This window comes from Streptomyces sp. NPDC047974, from assembly GCF_040653375.1.
Lineage (GTDB): Bacteria > Actinomycetota > Actinomycetes > Streptomycetales > Streptomycetaceae > Streptomyces.
The window spans coordinates 233,652-249,374 of the sequence record NZ_JBEZNU010000005.1 but is presented as its reverse complement, the minus strand read 5'-3'; the positions used below and the strand labels follow the sequence as shown (position 1 = coordinate 249,374).

Genomic DNA, 15,723 nt, shown 5'->3' with positions numbered 1-15,723 from the left:
TGGGACCTGCCCGGCGGACCTCGCCTGGTGGGTCTGCCCGGTGGGACCTGCCCCGGTGGGACCTGCCCCGGGGGGACCTGCCCGGTGGGACCTGCCCGGTGGGCACCTGCCGGCAGGTGCCCACCGGGCAGGCCCCTCCAGGCAGCGCCCCTCCAGGCCGGCCCCCGCCCCGTCGCCGGCGCGGGGGCCGGCCAAAGGGGACGTGGGGCCCACCGGGACGGATCAGCGCCGCCGGCGCGTGCGCTTCACCTTCAGTTCCTCGAAGCGCGGCAGGTCGCCGTCGGCGATCCGCTGCCACGCCCGGGCGTACAGCTCGGCGACCGGTTCGGCGGGCACGAGCGTGCCGAGGACGGGCCGGCCGGCCGTCGGCAGGCCGAGCAGCGTCAGCTTCCACTGCTCGACGGGCAGCACCGGCGCCGACTGCTCCACCCACGCGCCCGGCAGGAACAGCGTGCGGCCCGCGCGGGCCCGGACCGCCGACACCACCAGGTCGGTGGCGGCGAGCTCGGCCCGCGCCGCCTTCAGCCGCGCCGGCTTCCACCCCGTCCACCGCGCCGTGTTCCGGTCGGTCGGGTCGGGCAGGGCCAGCAGCATCAGATACAGCGCCGCCGCGTCGGCCCCCAGGCCGTGCGCCTCCGCCGCCTCCGCCACCAGGCCGGGCACCGAGCGCGTCGGGTCCTGCGGCCACCACGTGCCGTCCTCGTCCGCCGCGCCCGCCGCGGGCGCGCCCTGATCGGCGAGGAGCCGTCCGAACGCCGGGTCGTGGCAGCGGCGCAGCGCCGCCTCGACCCACGTGGGCTGCTGGTCCTCGCCGCGCAGCGCCACGAGATACGGGTCGGAGCCGGCGGAGTCGAGCAGCGAGGGCCGCAGCGCGGGCAGCGGCTGCCCGTCGTGCGTGGCCATCAGCACCGCCCCGTACCGCTCGTGATCCGGCGCGGCCTCGGTCGGGGTACCCGCCACCCGCCGGAACTCCGCCAGACTGGTGTAGTGGCCGACGGCGAGGAGCAGTTCCGGCGCCGCCAGCCGCTGTCGTACGGCCGTCAGCGCGGCCGGCAGCGCCGCCCGCAGCGGATCGCCCGCCGGGAGCCGGTAGGCCAGCCACGTCAGCAGGCCCACCGCACCGGTCAGCACGGCCCCGGTGAACGGCGCCTCGGCGGGCGCCGCCGGCTCCGGCCGGTCCTTCTGGATCCGCCACGCGACGTCCGTGCCCAGCTCGGGGGAGCCCGCCGGGTCGAGGAGCGCGGGCAGCGCCCGCGGCACCGGCCAGCCGGTCCGCACCGCCCGCGCCGCCTCGGTCGTCAGCCAGTCGGGCACCGGCACCCGGCGACCGACCCGCGCGTTCCACACCTCGGCCGCGGCCGCCACGTCCGGGCCCTCGGTCCACAGCAGGGCCGGGTCCTCGGGCAGCAGCGCCGCCACGACCTCCTGGCGCACCTCGACCGGCAGGCCCCGCAGCTCGTCCCGGGCGTGCCCGGCCTCGGCGACCTTCAGTCCCAGGGTCGTGCGCAGCTCCAGGGGCAGGAAGTTGTTCTCGTGGCTGTCGATCCCGGGCATGCCGGCCAGGACGAGCCCGGAGAGCGCCCGGGAGGCCCCGGTGAGCCGGCCGAACTCCTCGGCGGCCGCCGGCAGGAACGGAGTCGCGCCGCGCGCCTCCGCCTCCTTCAGGAACGCGGCCGCCCAGCCCGCCGCGCGCACCGGGTCGCCCACCGGCAGGCTGCCGCGCACCGTGTACGGCCCGGGCACCTCGAACCGCCCGCTCGGGTCGTGCAGCAGGGCGCCGAACTCCCGGCCGTCCGCGACGCCGTCGGTGTGCTCGGTGAGCCCGAGGACGGCCCCGCCGCCGAGCGGGACCACGCTGCGGTGCGCGTGGTTCCGGCTCTGACCGTGCGCGTCGGCCAGATGCGGTTCGGTCAGGTGGAGCAGGACGCGCCGCCAGCGGTCGGCGGATCCGGCGGCCGACAGGACGCCGAGGGCGTCGGTGCGGGCGAGCAGACCGAGCAGGGTGCCCCGGTGCTCCTCGTCCGCTCCGGGCGCGACGGCCCGGTAGGCGATCGTCGCCGGCCGGTCCAGGAGCTGCGTGAACGGCAGCCCGGACCAGGGGAGCGACGGCAGGTCGAAGTGGAGCCGGCCGGGGACGGCCTCCGCCTCCGTGTCGGCGCAGGCCGCCGTCAGCTCCTCCAGATAGCGGTGGGTGACGTCCGACTCGGAGCCCCACCGGTAGTAGCCGGAGCCCACCACGCCGTTCAGCGCCTGGGCGAGGACCCGGTCGGACGGGCCCGCGACCCGCTCCACGACGGGCTCGGCCGTCGGGTGGAGGCGCGCGGCGACCGCGTCGAGCGCACGCTGCTGCCGGGCGGCGAAGAGCACGGTCTTCACCACGCCCGCGACGAGCTCGGGAGCGGTGACCTCGGGGAACGAGGTGCCCACGAGGGCCGCCACCTCCTGGACGGTCTCCGCGTCCAGGGAGGCCTTCAGCAGGATGCCGGCCGTCTCCGCGTCGGCGGCGCGCAGGGCGGCCGACCCCCGCGGGTCGCGGGGGCGGAGCGCGTACAGGAAGGGCAGCGGCGGCAGCACCGACGCCGCCGTCCGGAACAGGTCGGTCCGGCCGCTCTCGGCCGTCGCCGTGACGATCCCGTCCGGGTCCGTCAGCGAGAGGTTCCGCCACTCGCGGCCGAGCGCGCGCGGACGGTCGTCGCCGGGGAAGAGCAGCGCCGCGACCGGCATCGTGGCCCCCTCGGGGAGTACCACCTCACGCCCGCCGGTGTCCTCGCCGCGCCAGCCGTTCCCCGGCAGCCGCACCACGCGCCAGCCGAGCAGCCCGTCGACGGGCGCGCCGACGGCGGAGCCCTCGACGGTCGGTGCGGGGCGCAGCCAGGAGGAGAACGCGCCGAGCCTGGCGTCCGGGGCGTGTCCGCGCAGCGCGTCGGCGAGGAAGCCGGGCTGCGAGCGCCGCCCGTAGGTGCCCTCGGCGGGGTCGTACTCGACCCAGCCGCTGTCGTCCCCGCCGTTGCGGTTCTCGAAGACCCAGTACGAGGTGCCGTCGGAGATCACCGGCGCCTCCGCGGGAATCCGGGTGTCCCCGGCGTGCAGCACGCCGCGGCCGGTGGTGCGGCCGCCGCCGGGCAGCGCCAGGCTGACCTCGGAGGAGCGCAGCGACCACGGGTTGACGCTCTCGTCGAGCGTGATCAGCCGGTCCGGTGCCGTGTGCCAGTACCCCTGCGCCGGGCCGCTTCCGTAACCGCTCCAGAAGACGAACAGGGCGCCGTCCACGTAGTGGAAGCCGCGGTCGCGGACCGAGGACGCCACGGAGGACGGGATGCGCAGGTCATGGACGAGCAGGGTGGAGTCGGCGTCGATGACCCGGACCTGGGAGGCGTTCGACACGATCAGGTGGGGCCAGGCCTCGACCACGGTCAGCTTCGCCGGATCCGACGCCAGCTCCGCGACCGTACGCTCCCACTCCGGCCAGTGGAACTCCTCCCACGTGCCGCCGCGCAGGCTGCGCGCCAGCGTCTCGCCGAGATCGGCGCCCGCCGCCGCGGTCACCTCGTCCGGCGCGAGCGCCAGTGCTTCCGACGGCAGCCACGACAGGGTGGACAGGGCCGTCGGCAGGGCGGGCAGCCCGGCCGCCACCGACCTCCGGGCGACCCCGGCGGTCCAGCGGGTGAGCAGCACCCGCCCGCCGGCCGACGCGGCGAGGCGGCGCATCACGTCCGCGTCGTGCCCGCCGCCGCGGAAGCCGTCCGCACCCCGGTCGAAGGCCGGGTGGAAGCGCGGGTCCGCGGCGAGGGCCGCCAGATCCCGGGGCCGCTCCGACTGGTGCCAGTCCATCAAATCCAGCGCGGTGTTCCGCCGGCCGCCCTCCTGGTCCGGCGCGGTCACCGGCACGTCGAGCGCCAGCAGCAGGTCCAGCAGGTTCACGTCCTCGACCCCGATCCGCAGGGCGCGCCGCCCCTCGGGACGGTCCGCCAGATCGGCCCGCAGCCGCTCCGCCGCCCGCTCCACCAGATCGAGCAGCGCCGTCGGCGTGAGCCGCCGGCCCCAGCCGCGGTGCCGGGCGCCGTGGAAGCGCTCCAGCCACCCGGCCGTCCCGTCGGCGCACCGCTCCTCCGCGGGCAGCCCGGCGTCGACGAGCCCCGCGTCGGCGCCGGACTCGGCGAGGATGTCCAGCCACAGCTCGCTCAGCTCCCCGTCGTCCGACGACGGCGTCAGCGTGAGCAGCGTGCCCCGGACCGCCGGCACGCGCCGCGCCAGCGCCACCAGCGTGGCGCGGTGCGACTTCCACCAGCCCGCCGCCGCCCGCAGCGTCGCCGGCAGCGGCAGCAGCTCGGCGACGAAGTCCTGCTCCGCCTCGCCGCCGGCCAGGCCCGCGGCCCGGGCGAGGCGCCGCAGCTCCGTGGTGGCCTGCGCGGACGGCGCGAGCCCGCCCGCCGTACGGCGCACGCACAGCCGGCGGAAACGCTCGTACGCCTCCTCCGGCGAGAGCCGTGCCGACAGCTCCTTGCCGTACCCCGACAGCACCTTCACCGGCAGCGCGCCGGCGAGCGCGAACTCCAGGAACACCGCGTCGAGACGGTCCTCGTCGACCGGCAGCCCGTGCTGCGCCTCACTGGTGCGGGCGCGCCCGAACAGCTGCCCCGCGTAGGTGGTGTTCTCCACCGCGAGGAAGATCCGCGCGGCCTGCTCGTAGAAGACCGGCAGGAAGTGGGGCACGGATGAGGCGAGCCGCCCGGCCAGCTCCAGGCAGGCGTCCAGCGCCGCCTTCGGCTTGGACTTCGCCTGCCGGGCCAGCCGGTCCAGCTCCGGCACGACGGCCAGCGCGTGGTGCCCGTCCTCCGGGTGGTGCACGAGCACCCACTCGGGGAAGCCGAGCTCCTGACGCCGCCCCAGACCCACCACGACCGGTTCCCCGGCGGGTTCGAGCCCGAGGAAACCCGCGGCCAGGTCCTCGGCGGCGCCGAGTTCGGCGGCGGTCAGCCGCACCACGACCCGGTCCTCGCCGAGCACCGGATGGCGGTAGGCCCGGGCCGTCAGCTCCACGGCGGACGGCCCCGCCCCCTCGGTGCCGGCCGGGAGCACGGCCCCGGCGTTCAGCAGCTCCATCTCGTTCGTCGCGGTCGTGCCCGTCACGCCTTCCCACCCTCTTCGATCGTGCGGCCGGCGTAGAGCGCGGCGGCCATGCGCATCCCCTCGGACCAGGCAACCGGTCCGACCCCGTCGAGCCGCACCGCGCGGCCTTCCTCGTCGTGCCAGCCGAGCGCGCCGGTCTCCGACTCCCCGTCCCAGTACGGCTCGCCGATCCACACCGACGCCTCGGTCGTCCGCCCGGCGTCGCGGACCTTGCACGTGGCGTAGCCGCCGGACACCCGGTAGCCGAGCCCGGTGGCCCGCGCGGCGAGCCCGAACCGGGAGGCGAACTTCCCGCCCGCGTACTCCCGCACCTCCGTCGCGTTCGCCGCGTGCGCCTCCGGGCGCGTCCAGGTGGCGCGGTGGATCTGCTCCACGCGCTGGGTGATGCCCAGCTCGGCCGCGAACTCCCGGACGTCCTCCAGATCGGGCAGCAGCACCGGATGCGGCACGGTCACCGTGCGCGGCGCCAGCCGCACCGTCTCGCCGTCGAGGTCGACGACCTTCAGCCCGCCGTCCTCCGACACGTCCCTCAGGAAGCCGACCTCGTCCGGATCGTCCCCCACCACGGCCATGTCCCGCAGCGCGGACCGCCAGGCCTCGTCCGGCCACACCCGCGCGATGAGCGCCGTCGGCACGGGCAGCGAGGACACCATCCACGCGTCCACCTGCGCCACGCACGCCTCCGCGTGCCGGTCCAGCCACTCGGAGAGCCGCCGCAGCCGGTCCACGCCCGGGTCGTCCCGCAGCGCCTTGGGGACGGTCTTCAACTCCCGCCCCCCGGCCCGGCGGGCGACCACCCGCCCGCCCTCGCCGAGGGTCACCTCGTACCCCTCACCCGCATCCAGCCACGCCATGTGCCGCGCCTCTCCACCCGTACGTCACTCGTCCACGCAGCCGGAACCAGGGGCGGAGGCGCCCCTGAACTGCGGTATGAGGAGGACACTATGCGCCCCCTCTGACAACGCCTCCGCCCGCCCGCCCCTTCGGCGCCCTCGCCCCGCCCCGCCCCGGTCAGTCTCCCGGAACGCACCCCTCAGGGACGGCCGGTGACACCGAGGTGGACCGCGGCGATCTCGTGGACGGCCGCCACCGCCTCCGGGGCGACCCGGGCCAGAACCGGAAGGGCGTGGTACCAGCCGGCGGTGGTCGACACCCGCCCCAGGGACCCGAGGGCGGCCTCGGGAGCGGGAGTCGCGAGAGGCGTCGCCGTCAGGGCCAGGTGCTGGACGGCACGCGTGAAGGAGTCCGTACCGCCCGGACCGGTGACGGGGAACGGACGGACCGGTACGCGGGCGAGGTGCGAGGCCACCGCGGTCAGCGCCGCCGCCCGGTGGTGCGGAACGGCCGGCAGCCCGGCGACGGCCTCGGCCGCCGCGATGTCGCCGAGCGCCGCGTGCAGCACGGCCAGCGCGGCGGTCGGGAAGTGCTCGGCCCCGCGGTTGCGCAGCTCCTGCCTCAGCCAGTCCACCTGACGGCCGGGCAGGTCCCCGGCCCCCAGCCGCAGGAAGGCGACGACGAGCACGTCCTCGGCCCTCCGGGACCGCGGGCCGCTCCGCGCGGCCTGCGTCCGCGCCGCCTCCATGAGGTCGTCGAAGAGCTCCCGCGCGGGCGACGGCAGCCGGCCGGCGGCCGGGACGAGCTCCACGACCGAGGCCAGCAGTGACTGACTCCGGAGGGCCTTCCGCCCGGCGTCCAGACGCTTCAGGACGGGCAGGAGCACCAAGCCCGCGGCCTCGGGGTCGAGGGCCGAGAGTTCCGCGGAGACGGCGATACGCACCGCCTGATCGGCCTTCCGCCACGCGGCCCGCGTCCCGGCCCGGTCCGGCTGCTGCAGGTGCCGCGCCAGGAGGTCCACGACCTTCCCCACCTCGCCGACACACGCCCACGCCTGCGCGACATGCGCCCGGCCCGTACCGGCCTTGGCCGCCTCGCGGGCAGCCTCGTCCGCGTACCGGTACGCCGCCTCGGGCCGAGCGGCATCGGCACAGGCCAAGGCCAGGGCGGCGTTCACGCGCACCCGATCGGCGGGGCGCTCCACCGTCGCCGGCAGCGCGGCGGCCTCGTCGGCGGCCCCCGTGCGGACGAGCGCCCCCGCGAGATCGGCCATCCACACCGGGCTCAGCCCCTCACCGAGCCCGCCCGCCGGGAGCAGCGCCAGCGCCTGCTGCAGCAGTTGCTCGGCCTCGTCCTCGGCCTCGCGGCCGGCCAGGGCCAGCGCCTCGTCGGCGATCCGACCGGCCTCGACGAACGCGCGATCCTCGAACGGATCGGCGTCGAGCACCTCCTCCTCGGACTCCTCGGGAAGAACCCGAAGCCCGAGGTCCCGCATCCGGTCGACCGTCTCCTCCGAGGCCCCGATCTCGACGAGGGCCCGACAGAACGCCTCCAGCGTGTCGCGGAATCCGAAGTCGACAGGGAACGCGTCCGCGGCCGAGAGCCCTCCCGCGTCCACGCCCAGCACGCTCTCCAGGTACTGCCGCGCCGAGTCCACGAGCCGCGCGGCGGGCTCCGGCCTCGACGGCGCCACGAGCGAGGCGGCGACGGCGACCACACCGACCTTCTCCAAGGCCGGTCCGTCCTCCCACACCTCCGTCACATGGGCCAGAACACGCTCGCGAACCCGCCCGCCACGATCGGGATCCGCGGCGGCGACGGTCGCCCACACCTGAACGGCCCCGGCCGAGTCGCCCTCCACCCCCAGCCCCTCGGCGTCCTCCTCCAACGCGTCCAGCAGCTCGGCGGCCTCGTCCGGATGCTCCGCCGCCAGCAGTCCGGCGGCCACCGCCCAGGCCTCGTACCGCGCCGCACCCGTCCCCCGCGAGGCCCGCAGCAGGGCGAGCGCCTCCCGGAAGTCGTCGCGCCGGTCCGGCGCGAGGGCCGTCTCCAGCAGCGCGACGGCCGCCCGTGCCGCCGCGGCCCCCGCCTCGTCGACGAGGTGAGCGAAGCGCCCCGCCTCCCGCAGCGCGGTGCGCGCCCACCCGACGGCGGCCCGAGCGGTCGCCGCGGCCTCCGCGTCGCCCCTCGCGTGCAGCGACCGCGCCAGATCGGCCAGCCGCACGGCCTTCTCGACGGCCCGCCCCGAAGCCCCCGCCAACGCCCGGGCCCGCCCCGCGTCCCCGAGACGCGCCACGGTCCGCGCCACGGACCCGGGCAGCGCCTGCACGCGCCCCCGCAGCAACTCCCGTGACACCGCGACCGCCGCCGCCCGCGCCGGTGCGACCTCCTCCCCGTCGGTCGGCGCGACCGACTCCACGTCACCCAGAGCGACGTCCGCCCCGTCCCGGAGCACGAGCCGAAGCTGCCGCCGAGGATCGAGCACCAGCTCGGCGAGCCGCTCGGGAGCCTCCTCCTCGCGTACGAGACGGGTGTAGCCGGTGAGGAGGTAGTTCGGCGTCTCCTCGTCCCATCCCTCCGCCTCGTACTCCCGGGCCCACGCGTGGAGTTCGGCGATCCGCTTCAGCCGCGAGCGCCTCCCGATCCCCTTGCTCGCGGTCTCCTGGAGCGTGGAGTGAGCCAGGACGAACGCCTGCAGGCCGTCCTCCGCCTCCGTTTCGCTCCGCACGTCCAGGGGGAGCCGATCGACCCGGGTCGGCGCCAGGGACCGGCCGGCCACGGTGCGGAGCCGCTCCTCCACGGCGTGCGGCCCGACGTCGAGGAGTTCGGCCAGGTCCTCCCAGCTCAGCGCACCCCGCGCGGAGACGAGCAGCCCCAGGACGCGCTCCCCGAAGTCCGGGTCCTTGAGCAGTCCGCGCAGCTCCGCCATCGCGGCGTCCCTGATGATCCGCGCCGCGGGGGAGTCGCTCAGCCGCCGGACGACGCCGTGGTCGCGCAAAGGGTGGTCGTCCGCGAGCCTCTCCGGAACCCGGGGGCTGGGCCGCCCGGAGACGATGACCCGCATGCCGTGCGGCGGCTCCTTCGGCAGCAGCCCGGCGATGCCCCGGCACTCCGGGCCGGCATCGGCGTCCTCGTCGAGCCCGTCGACGACCAGCAGCAGACGGCGCCCCCGCTTCTCGCACTCCTGCGCCGCGAGGTCGTACCACGGGTCGAGCGTCAGGTCCTCGGGGTCCAGCGGAGGGCGACGCCTGCCGCCCGAGACCGCAGCAAGCTGCGCACCGACCGCCCGCGCGAAGTCCAGGCGGCGATCGGTCCCGTGACGTCCGGAGACGAAGTGGTGGGCGACGTCGACGCCGGCGGGCAGCTCCCGGGCGAGGAACCACGCGAGCAGCGCGGTCTTCCCGGCCCAGGGCCCGGCCCGGAACCAGAGGTACGAGGGGGACCCGTCGCGAGCGGTCGCGAAGGCCGCGAGATCGGCGCACTCCCGCTCCCGACCGACGAAGTCGCGGGGCAGGACGTCCCGGAGGACCAGGGAAGGTCCGCCCAGGAGGCGTCCGGCGGACGCCGCGTGGACACGGGGGCCGCGACCGCCCTGCCCGCTCTTGCTGACGGTCTGTGCGGCACTCAGGCGACGGCCCCACACACCGTCCGCGGCCCGCCGGTGTCCGGGCGAGCGGAGCACCGCACGATCCTCCAGGAAGGGGATCAACACGGTGAGCACGTACGTGACATGCCGGGGCAGCTGAGGGGGCGCGTCGAGGAACCAGCCGCTCAGGTTCGACGTGCCGACCGTGAAGCCCTGCTTCCGGCCCTCGGCGATCAGCCGGGCGTACCCCAGCGCCCGGCCGCCCGCGGCCTCGTACAGCGCCTTGAGATCCCTGGCGAAGCTCTCCTGGGGTCCGTCGCCACCCGGTCCGCCGTCCGCCGAAGACTTCGTCGGACACATCTTCATCTCCCCTCTGACCTGCGCGTACGTCGTCGTTCGGGGCCGGCCGACTTCGTCGGACGCGGCCCGCACGGTGGATACCTGAGGCATCGAGCCCCGCGGAACCGACCGCCCGGCGACCGACCCCGAGGGGGAATCCCATGTCCATCGTGCTGACCGTCCTGGAGACCGTGTTCCAGGAAGCCGCCACGCTCTCCGCCGCCACCGGTCTCGCCTACACCGGCGCCGTCGCGACCGTCGCCGTGTCGTCCGTCGTCCTCCGCACCCCCCAGCGCCGGCGGGACGCGCGCGCCACGCTGGCGATTCTGATGCGCCGTGGCGGGAAGCGGTAGGTCCGGGGCGTCCGGAGGGTCTGGTCCCGGCGGGGCCGCAGGGCTTAGTCTCGGCCACGGACGGGGTTTTCCGCCCGTGCGGGGATGGCTCCCGTTAGGAGCAGACCCTTCTTCCCTCCCGCGTGCGCGGGGACGCCCCGTCGGGCTCCCGTGTCAGCGCGTCAGTATCAGCCCGCAGCTGTACGCCCGCGCGTGGCCGACGCCGTTCGACAGGACGTTCACGAAGGTGTCCGGGTCGGTGACGGTGAGGTCGCCGCGGATCTCGGCGCGGCCGATGCGGACCGGTTTCGCGCGGTGGGCGCTGGAGACCGTCGGCAGCATGCGGATGCCCAGCGCTGCGGGGTCGGCGGTGGCGCCGATGCGGGCCACGCCGTCGTCGGCGTTCGCCGGCTCGCCGTCGGCCTGGAGGCGCCGGGTGAACCAGCGCTTCACGTGCTCCGGCGTGGTGTGGGCGGTGCGGGTGCCGCGTACCTTCTCCGACGCGGGACGGCCCGACGGCTTGCTGCGGGTCGGGTTGACGACCGTACGGAAGCCGACGACCTCGCCCGCCTTGAACGTACGGTCCACGGTGATGAGCCGCGGCGCCGCCGTGAAGGCCTCGCGCGGGATCCGGGTCCAGTCGCCCGGGATCCGCGACTGTACGACGAGGACGAGGGCGGCCGCCTTCAGGTCCACCGACCACGTCGACAGGACGCCCATCTGGGCGCGCGCCTCCGGGGCGCCGTCCTCGACCCAGCCGCGGAAGCCGCTCATGACGGTCCGGTGCATCTCCTGCGCGTCGACGAGGGACTTGGCGACCAGCGGGTGGCGGGCATGGAGGGTGAGGACGGCGTGGGTGGCGACGAAGCGGGCCGTCGAGGCCCGTGCGCTGGTGGTCACGGGATGATGTCCCATCCGGTTGCGGTCGGTGCGATGGTGATGCGCGTACGGGTCTCCCAGCGCCTGGCGTGGGCCCGGCGCGCGGGGTCGAAGCTGACCGGCTGGTCGTTCACCTGCGAGGCGCCGCGGGTGCCCGGCGCGGCCTGGATCCACGCCCAGGGCCGACGGCCGGAGGTGTCGGGCCCGTCCGGCCCGGGGAGCAGGAGTTTGCCGGCGAACGCCGTGGCGATCGTGCCGGGCAGGATCTCCGCGGCCAGGGTGCCGGACGGCGGGCACGACTTACGGCCGAGCCACAGCAGCTGCTTCGGGTGCTCCAGGGCGTACGCGAGTGCGTCGAGAAAGGCCGGGTCCGGGTGTTCGAGTCCGACGAGGAAGGCCGCGTCCGACAGGTACCAGCGTTCGGTGACCATCGCCGAGCGCGACAGCTCCGCCGACACCAGCGCCCCCGAGACCGGATCCGCCGTGATCTTCTTCGGCGCCCCGTACCACCCGGCCAGCTCGTGGTGCCCGAAGGACGGCCCGTCGGCCGCCGCCAGGCTCGCGGCGACGGCCGCGGCGCGCCGGTGGTCGGTGATGACGTCGCGAGGGCGCAGCGGATACCGGCCGGAGCCGACGGTGTGGTAGTCGCGCACCGGGGTGCCAGGGTGGTCGGCGCGGACCCCGAAGACGAGCGAGGCGAGGTCGTCCACCGGGTCGGTGCGATCGCGGCCGAGCGCCGCCGCGACCAGGCCGACGACCGCGGACTTGGTGGGCCTGACGTGACTGTCGCGGCGCGAGAACCGGGACGCCACCCCCCACGACTGGAGGGGCGCGGCCAGCCGCACCAGCAGGACGTGCGAGGTCACGCGGTCAGCTCCTCGGCGGAGGACACGGTCAGCGCGCCGGTGTCCTTGAGGGTGCCGAGGAGTTCGTCGATCTGCGGGTCGTAGGTGAGGACGCGGCCGGCCTTGATGTCGGGCCGGCGCCCGCTCACGAACGCGTGGTGCTTCAGGAGCCGCTTGACCGCGGCCGGACCGGCGGGGCCCTCGCCGCCCCCGCCCACCGGGTTCTCGTCGACGGGGTTCTGGAAGGCGGCCGCGTAGTTGTACGGGCGCTCGCCCTCGAAGGCGAGGACCAGCGCGGGCAGCGACCCCGTGGACGCGGTCGAGTTCTTCTTCGCCTCGGGGAAGGCGTCGACGAACGCCGTGACGAACTCCGCCTCGGCCGCCACGGACGCCTCCTCGGCCTCCGTCTCCGTCATCCCGGCCGCCCGGAGGTTCCGCCGCAGTTTCAGACGGTCGAGGACGGCGTGCCGGTAGAACGTGCCGGTGATCAGCGACTGGTAGCCGGTCATGCCCGCGCCGGCGTCGTCCGCCGCGTCGAGGAAGTCCAGGGCCGTCTTCTCCTGGGGCTTCGGGCTCCGCTTCCGGTCCAGCTTCGCGTCGTCGGCCGCCGCGTAGAAGTCGTCGACCTGCTCCGCCTCGTGCACGGTGAAGGCGTGGCTGCTCTGGACGGCGCCGTCCACGTTCGGCGAGTCCGCGATCTCCGCGAGGAAGCGTCCGTAGAGGGCGATGTCGATGGCGTCGCGCGGAGCGAGCGCGGTCAGCACCGCGGCGCGGGTCGCCGCCGGCAGCGCGGGCAGCTTCGCCTCCGCGGCAGCGGCCTCGCCGGCCGCCCCCGTCCCCGTCCCCGTCCCCGTCTCCGCGCCGCCCTCGGCGACGTCCCCGCCGGGCGCCTCCTCCTGCGTCGCGCTCCTGCGGCCACCCTTCTTCCTGGCCGAGGCCGCGGCCGCGGCCGCCTGCGCCGCCGTGTACGCGTCGGCCCAGGCCCGCACCGTCCCGGCCTGCTCCTCGATGTGGGCGGCGATCCGCGCGCCCGCGTCCGACGGGGCGAACAGCAACACCTTCGTGAGGTTGGCGACGGTCTTCTTGCCCGGGTCCCCGAACTTCAGACCGGTGGCCTCGATCACGGCCCGCGCGGTGCGGACGGCCTCCTCCGGCTCCCAGCCGTGCTCGGAGGTCAGCGCCCGTGCCGTGATCAGCGCCCACTCGCGGGTACGGGTCCCGGTGCCGCGCCCGGCCAGCGCGCCGACCCCGGCGTTGGCGCGGTTCCGGGTGTGGACGCGCTCGGCCCTGCGCCGCGCCTGACTGGTGATCATGTGTCGCTCGGTGCCGCCGTAGACGATGGACTTCGGCGCCCCGTTCTCGTCGCGCACGGGGAGGACCGCCACCAGGGTCTCCAGGAGGTGCAGGGAGAGGAACTGGCTGCCGGGGGAGGAGACGCTGCTGGTCACGTGGTCGGGTCCTTCGGGAGGGAGACGGCTGCGGTCGGGAGGGAGAGCGCGCCCGCACGGTCGGCGGCGGCTCGCGCGGGCGGCATGTGGAAGGCCACGCCCCACTCGTACGGGACTCGGGCCCGGCGGTCGTGCCACCGGTTCAGGTCGTCGACGAGCCCGGCCCAGGACGGCGGCTGCTGCTCGCAGGAGCGCAGCCGCGCGATGGCGTGCTGGAGGTGGCGCCACGGGATGCGGCGGCTGGACACGATCCGGTCGACGAGCCGCGCCGCGCCCGGGTCGTCCGGCCCGCGCCCCGCTCCGCCGCCGATCCGGCGGGCCGCCTCGCCGAGACTGCCGTAGCCGAAGGCGGGCTTCGTCCGCCCCTGGTGGTAGACGGCGAACAGGAAGGCGACCTGTCCGTACACCTCGCGCTGCGCCTCGGTGGGGCTGTACCAGAGCGCCCGGAAGTGCGGCTCCCGCTGGACGCGCGGCCGGCGGAGCTCCGCCAGGCTCGCGTAGTCGTGGTTGTGGACGAGGCTGGCGAGCCACGCGGTGAGCGCCGCCCCGCCCTCGCTCACCGGGGCGTCGGTGCGGCCGGCGGCGCGGTGGCGGGTGCCGTCGACGGCTCTGGCGGTGGTCATGAGGTGGTCCCCCCTCGGAGTTCGGCCGGGGTCTTCTGCTGGTCCAGCTCGTCGTCGAAGCGCCGAAGCGCCGTCGCCCGGGCTTTCGCGCCCTGCGCGTTCCGGGGCAGGGAGTCGAGGCGTTCGGTGAGGAACCGGCGGGCCGCGGTGGCGATGGCGGCCGCGTACTCCCGGAGGGACGCCCCGACGTCCTCGCCCAGGGCGGTCTCCTCCATCAGCAGTTCGAACGGCTCCCGGGTCGCCTCCCAGTGCCGGTCGCGGGCGTCGAACCGCGCGACCTGGAGGACCTTGTCGGTCGGCTTGGGATTCGGGTACGCCACCCGCCAGGCCGCGTACGCCGCCTTGTACAGGGCGGCCGCCACGAACTCGGCGACGACGGATCCGCGGTAGGACGCCTCGTAGAGCTCGGCCTCCATGCCGGGGGCGAAGGGGAAGGTCCCGTCGACCCAGGCGATGGCCGTGGTCTGCTTGGCCACGAGCCCGACCGTCCACAGGTCGACGCGTCGGGCGGGCCGCTGGCCGGGCTCGGGGGCGACGCCCGCGGGAGGGAAGAGCGCGAGCCGCCGGTAGAGGGTGCCTCCGTTGTTCCGTCCCCCACCGGAGCGGGCCTCGTCCACCGCCGCGTAGAGGGCGTGGGCCTCGCGCCAGACGGCGCGGGTCGCCGACGCCCACAGGGGCTTCCCGGTGCCGTCGCCCTTCGTCCCGAGGTACACGGCGTCCTGGAGGTGCTCGTCCGTCAGCTTCAGCACCTCGCCCGCGCCGAGCAGCACCCGGTCGACGTACTCCCCGGTCCGCGTGGGGCGCAGCAGCACCGACCGGCCGAGGTAACTGTGCAGATCCGCCGGGCCTTCGACGGCCCGCGGGGTCGCCTTCGCCGTGAAGCCCCGGCGCTCCTCGCCGACGGTCCAGGTGCGGTTCAGCGTCCCGGCGGGCCCGTCGACCGGGGCGAGATTGAGCCGCAGCGTCTCGCCGAGGGTGTCGCCGAGGGCGATCACCCGGATGCGGGTCCCGAGGCGGGTGGCGGCGAGGTTGGTGATCGTGGCGCCCAGGGTCTCCTTGCCGGAGATCCGGGCGCGGCCGGCCGGCCCGTAGACGTGCTGGGTGAGCATGGCCCGGAACGCCTCGGCGACGGGCAGCGGGCTGGGGTGCTCCAGATGGTGGTGGTCGAAGAACTGGTTGTAGTCCCCGACCCGTTCGATCACCAGCTGCGCGGGACCGGCCCCGTGCTCGTCGAGGAACGGAGCGAGCAGCGCGTTCTGCCCCAGGGGCTCCACCGGATGGAACAGGTCCCAGATCTCGTCCTCGGGGCGCCGCGCCAGCCACTCGGCCGCCGGCCGCAGCGCGTCCCTCCGGTCCACCCAGGCCGGCCACTGGGCCGCCGACTCCGGGTAGGTGCCGGAGGCGTAGCAGATCGCCAGCAGGAACTCGATGACCGCGACCTGTTCGCCCGGCGTGCCGCCTTCCACGCCGCGCACCCCGTCGGCATCGTGGAGCAGCTCCACCAGATTCATCTCGACGAGCCGGTCGTCGAGCGTCGACACCCTGACGCACGGGGACTCCCGAGGATCCCACCGAGGCCGAACGCCCCCACCGGCTAAGCCCACGACACCACCCACGCGCCGCCGCCCCCCTTGCTCCTAACGGTTACGGCCCGAATGGAACAGGACGCTAGCAGCCCGGGACACGCCGGGAGTCGCGTTCCGCATA

The 15,723-nt window shown here is 75.7% G+C and carries 9 protein-coding genes; 1 reads left to right on the top strand and 8 read right to left on the bottom strand.

Annotated features, from left to right (window positions below; translation table 11 throughout):
• Positions 1–222: 222 nt before the first annotated feature.
• From AB0E19_RS10520 to AB0E19_RS10510, 3 genes are all read right to left on the bottom strand, one after another.
• On the bottom strand, positions 223–5,130 hold the full coding sequence (locus AB0E19_RS10520; protein ID WP_362176378.1) for a DNA-binding protein: 4,908 nt from the start codon (positions 5,128–5,130) through the stop codon (positions 223–225).
• A complete protein-coding gene (locus AB0E19_RS10515; protein ID WP_362176375.1) occupies positions 5,127–5,984 on the bottom strand; it encodes a DUF4132 domain-containing protein in 858 nt (285 codons plus the stop codon). The genes AB0E19_RS10520 and AB0E19_RS10515 overlap by 4 nt, the downstream gene beginning before the upstream one ends.
• Positions 5,985–6,163: 179 nt before the next feature.
• Positions 6,164–9,910: a hypothetical protein gene (locus tag AB0E19_RS10510; RefSeq protein WP_362176372.1), complete on the bottom strand. Its 3,747-nt coding sequence runs from the start codon at positions 9,908–9,910 to the stop codon at positions 6,164–6,166.
• A gap of 140 nt (positions 9,911–10,050) precedes the next feature.
• Here AB0E19_RS10510 and AB0E19_RS10505 point away from each other — a divergent pair, with 140 nt between their 5' ends.
• The gene (locus tag AB0E19_RS10505; RefSeq protein WP_362176369.1) at positions 10,051–10,242 is read left to right on the top strand and encodes a hypothetical protein; all 192 of its coding nucleotides are present in this window, start codon (positions 10,051–10,053) and stop codon (positions 10,240–10,242) included.
• Positions 10,243–10,395: 153 nt separating this feature from the next.
• Here AB0E19_RS10505 and cas6e read toward each other — a convergent pair whose 3' ends face one another.
• The 5 genes from cas6e to AB0E19_RS10480 are packed head-to-tail and all read right to left on the bottom strand — an operon-like array spanning position 10,396 to position 15,557.
• Positions 10,396–11,121, bottom strand: a complete 726-nt coding sequence (cas6e, locus tag AB0E19_RS10500; RefSeq protein WP_362176366.1) for a type I-E CRISPR-associated protein Cas6/Cse3/CasE — start codon at positions 11,119–11,121, stop codon at positions 10,396–10,398.
• On the bottom strand, positions 11,118–11,966 hold the full coding sequence (gene cas5e, locus AB0E19_RS10495) for a type I-E CRISPR-associated protein Cas5/CasD (protein WP_362176363.1): 849 nt from the start codon (positions 11,964–11,966) through the stop codon (positions 11,118–11,120). The genes cas6e and cas5e overlap by 4 nt, the downstream gene beginning before the upstream one ends.
• Positions 11,963–13,393 carry a type I-E CRISPR-associated protein Cas7/Cse4/CasC gene (locus AB0E19_RS10490; RefSeq protein ID WP_362176360.1) on the bottom strand — a complete coding sequence of 477 codons (1,431 nt, stop codon included), beginning with the start codon at positions 13,391–13,393 and terminating at the stop codon, positions 11,963–11,965. The genes cas5e and AB0E19_RS10490 overlap by 4 nt, the downstream gene beginning before the upstream one ends.
• Positions 13,390–14,016 carry a type I-E CRISPR-associated protein Cse2/CasB gene (gene casB, locus AB0E19_RS10485; RefSeq protein ID WP_362176357.1) on the bottom strand — a complete coding sequence of 209 codons (627 nt, stop codon included), beginning with the start codon at positions 14,014–14,016 and terminating at the stop codon, positions 13,390–13,392. The genes AB0E19_RS10490 and casB overlap by 4 nt, the downstream gene beginning before the upstream one ends.
• Positions 14,013–15,557 carry a type I-E CRISPR-associated protein Cse1/CasA gene (locus tag AB0E19_RS10480; protein WP_362176354.1) on the bottom strand — a complete coding sequence of 515 codons (1,545 nt, stop codon included), beginning with the start codon at positions 15,555–15,557 and terminating at the stop codon, positions 14,013–14,015. Before AB0E19_RS10480 ends, casB begins: the two co-directional genes overlap by 4 nt.
• Positions 15,558–15,723 lie beyond the last annotated feature (166 nt).

Coding starts and splice junctions, on each gene's coding strand:
- AB0E19_RS10515 (WP_362176375.1), bottom strand. CDS start 5,984: ATGGCGTGGCTGGATGCGGGTGAGGGGTACGAGGTGACCCTCGGCGAG.
- AB0E19_RS10510 (WP_362176372.1), bottom strand. CDS start 9,910: ATGTGTCCGACGAAGTCTTCGGCGGACGGCGGACCGGGTGGCGACGGA.
- AB0E19_RS10505 (WP_362176369.1), top strand. CDS start 10,051: ATGTCCATCGTGCTGACCGTCCTGGAGACCGTGTTCCAGGAAGCCGCC.
- casB (WP_362176357.1), bottom strand. CDS start 14,016: ATGACCACCGCCAGAGCCGTCGACGGCACCCGCCACCGCGCCGCCGGC.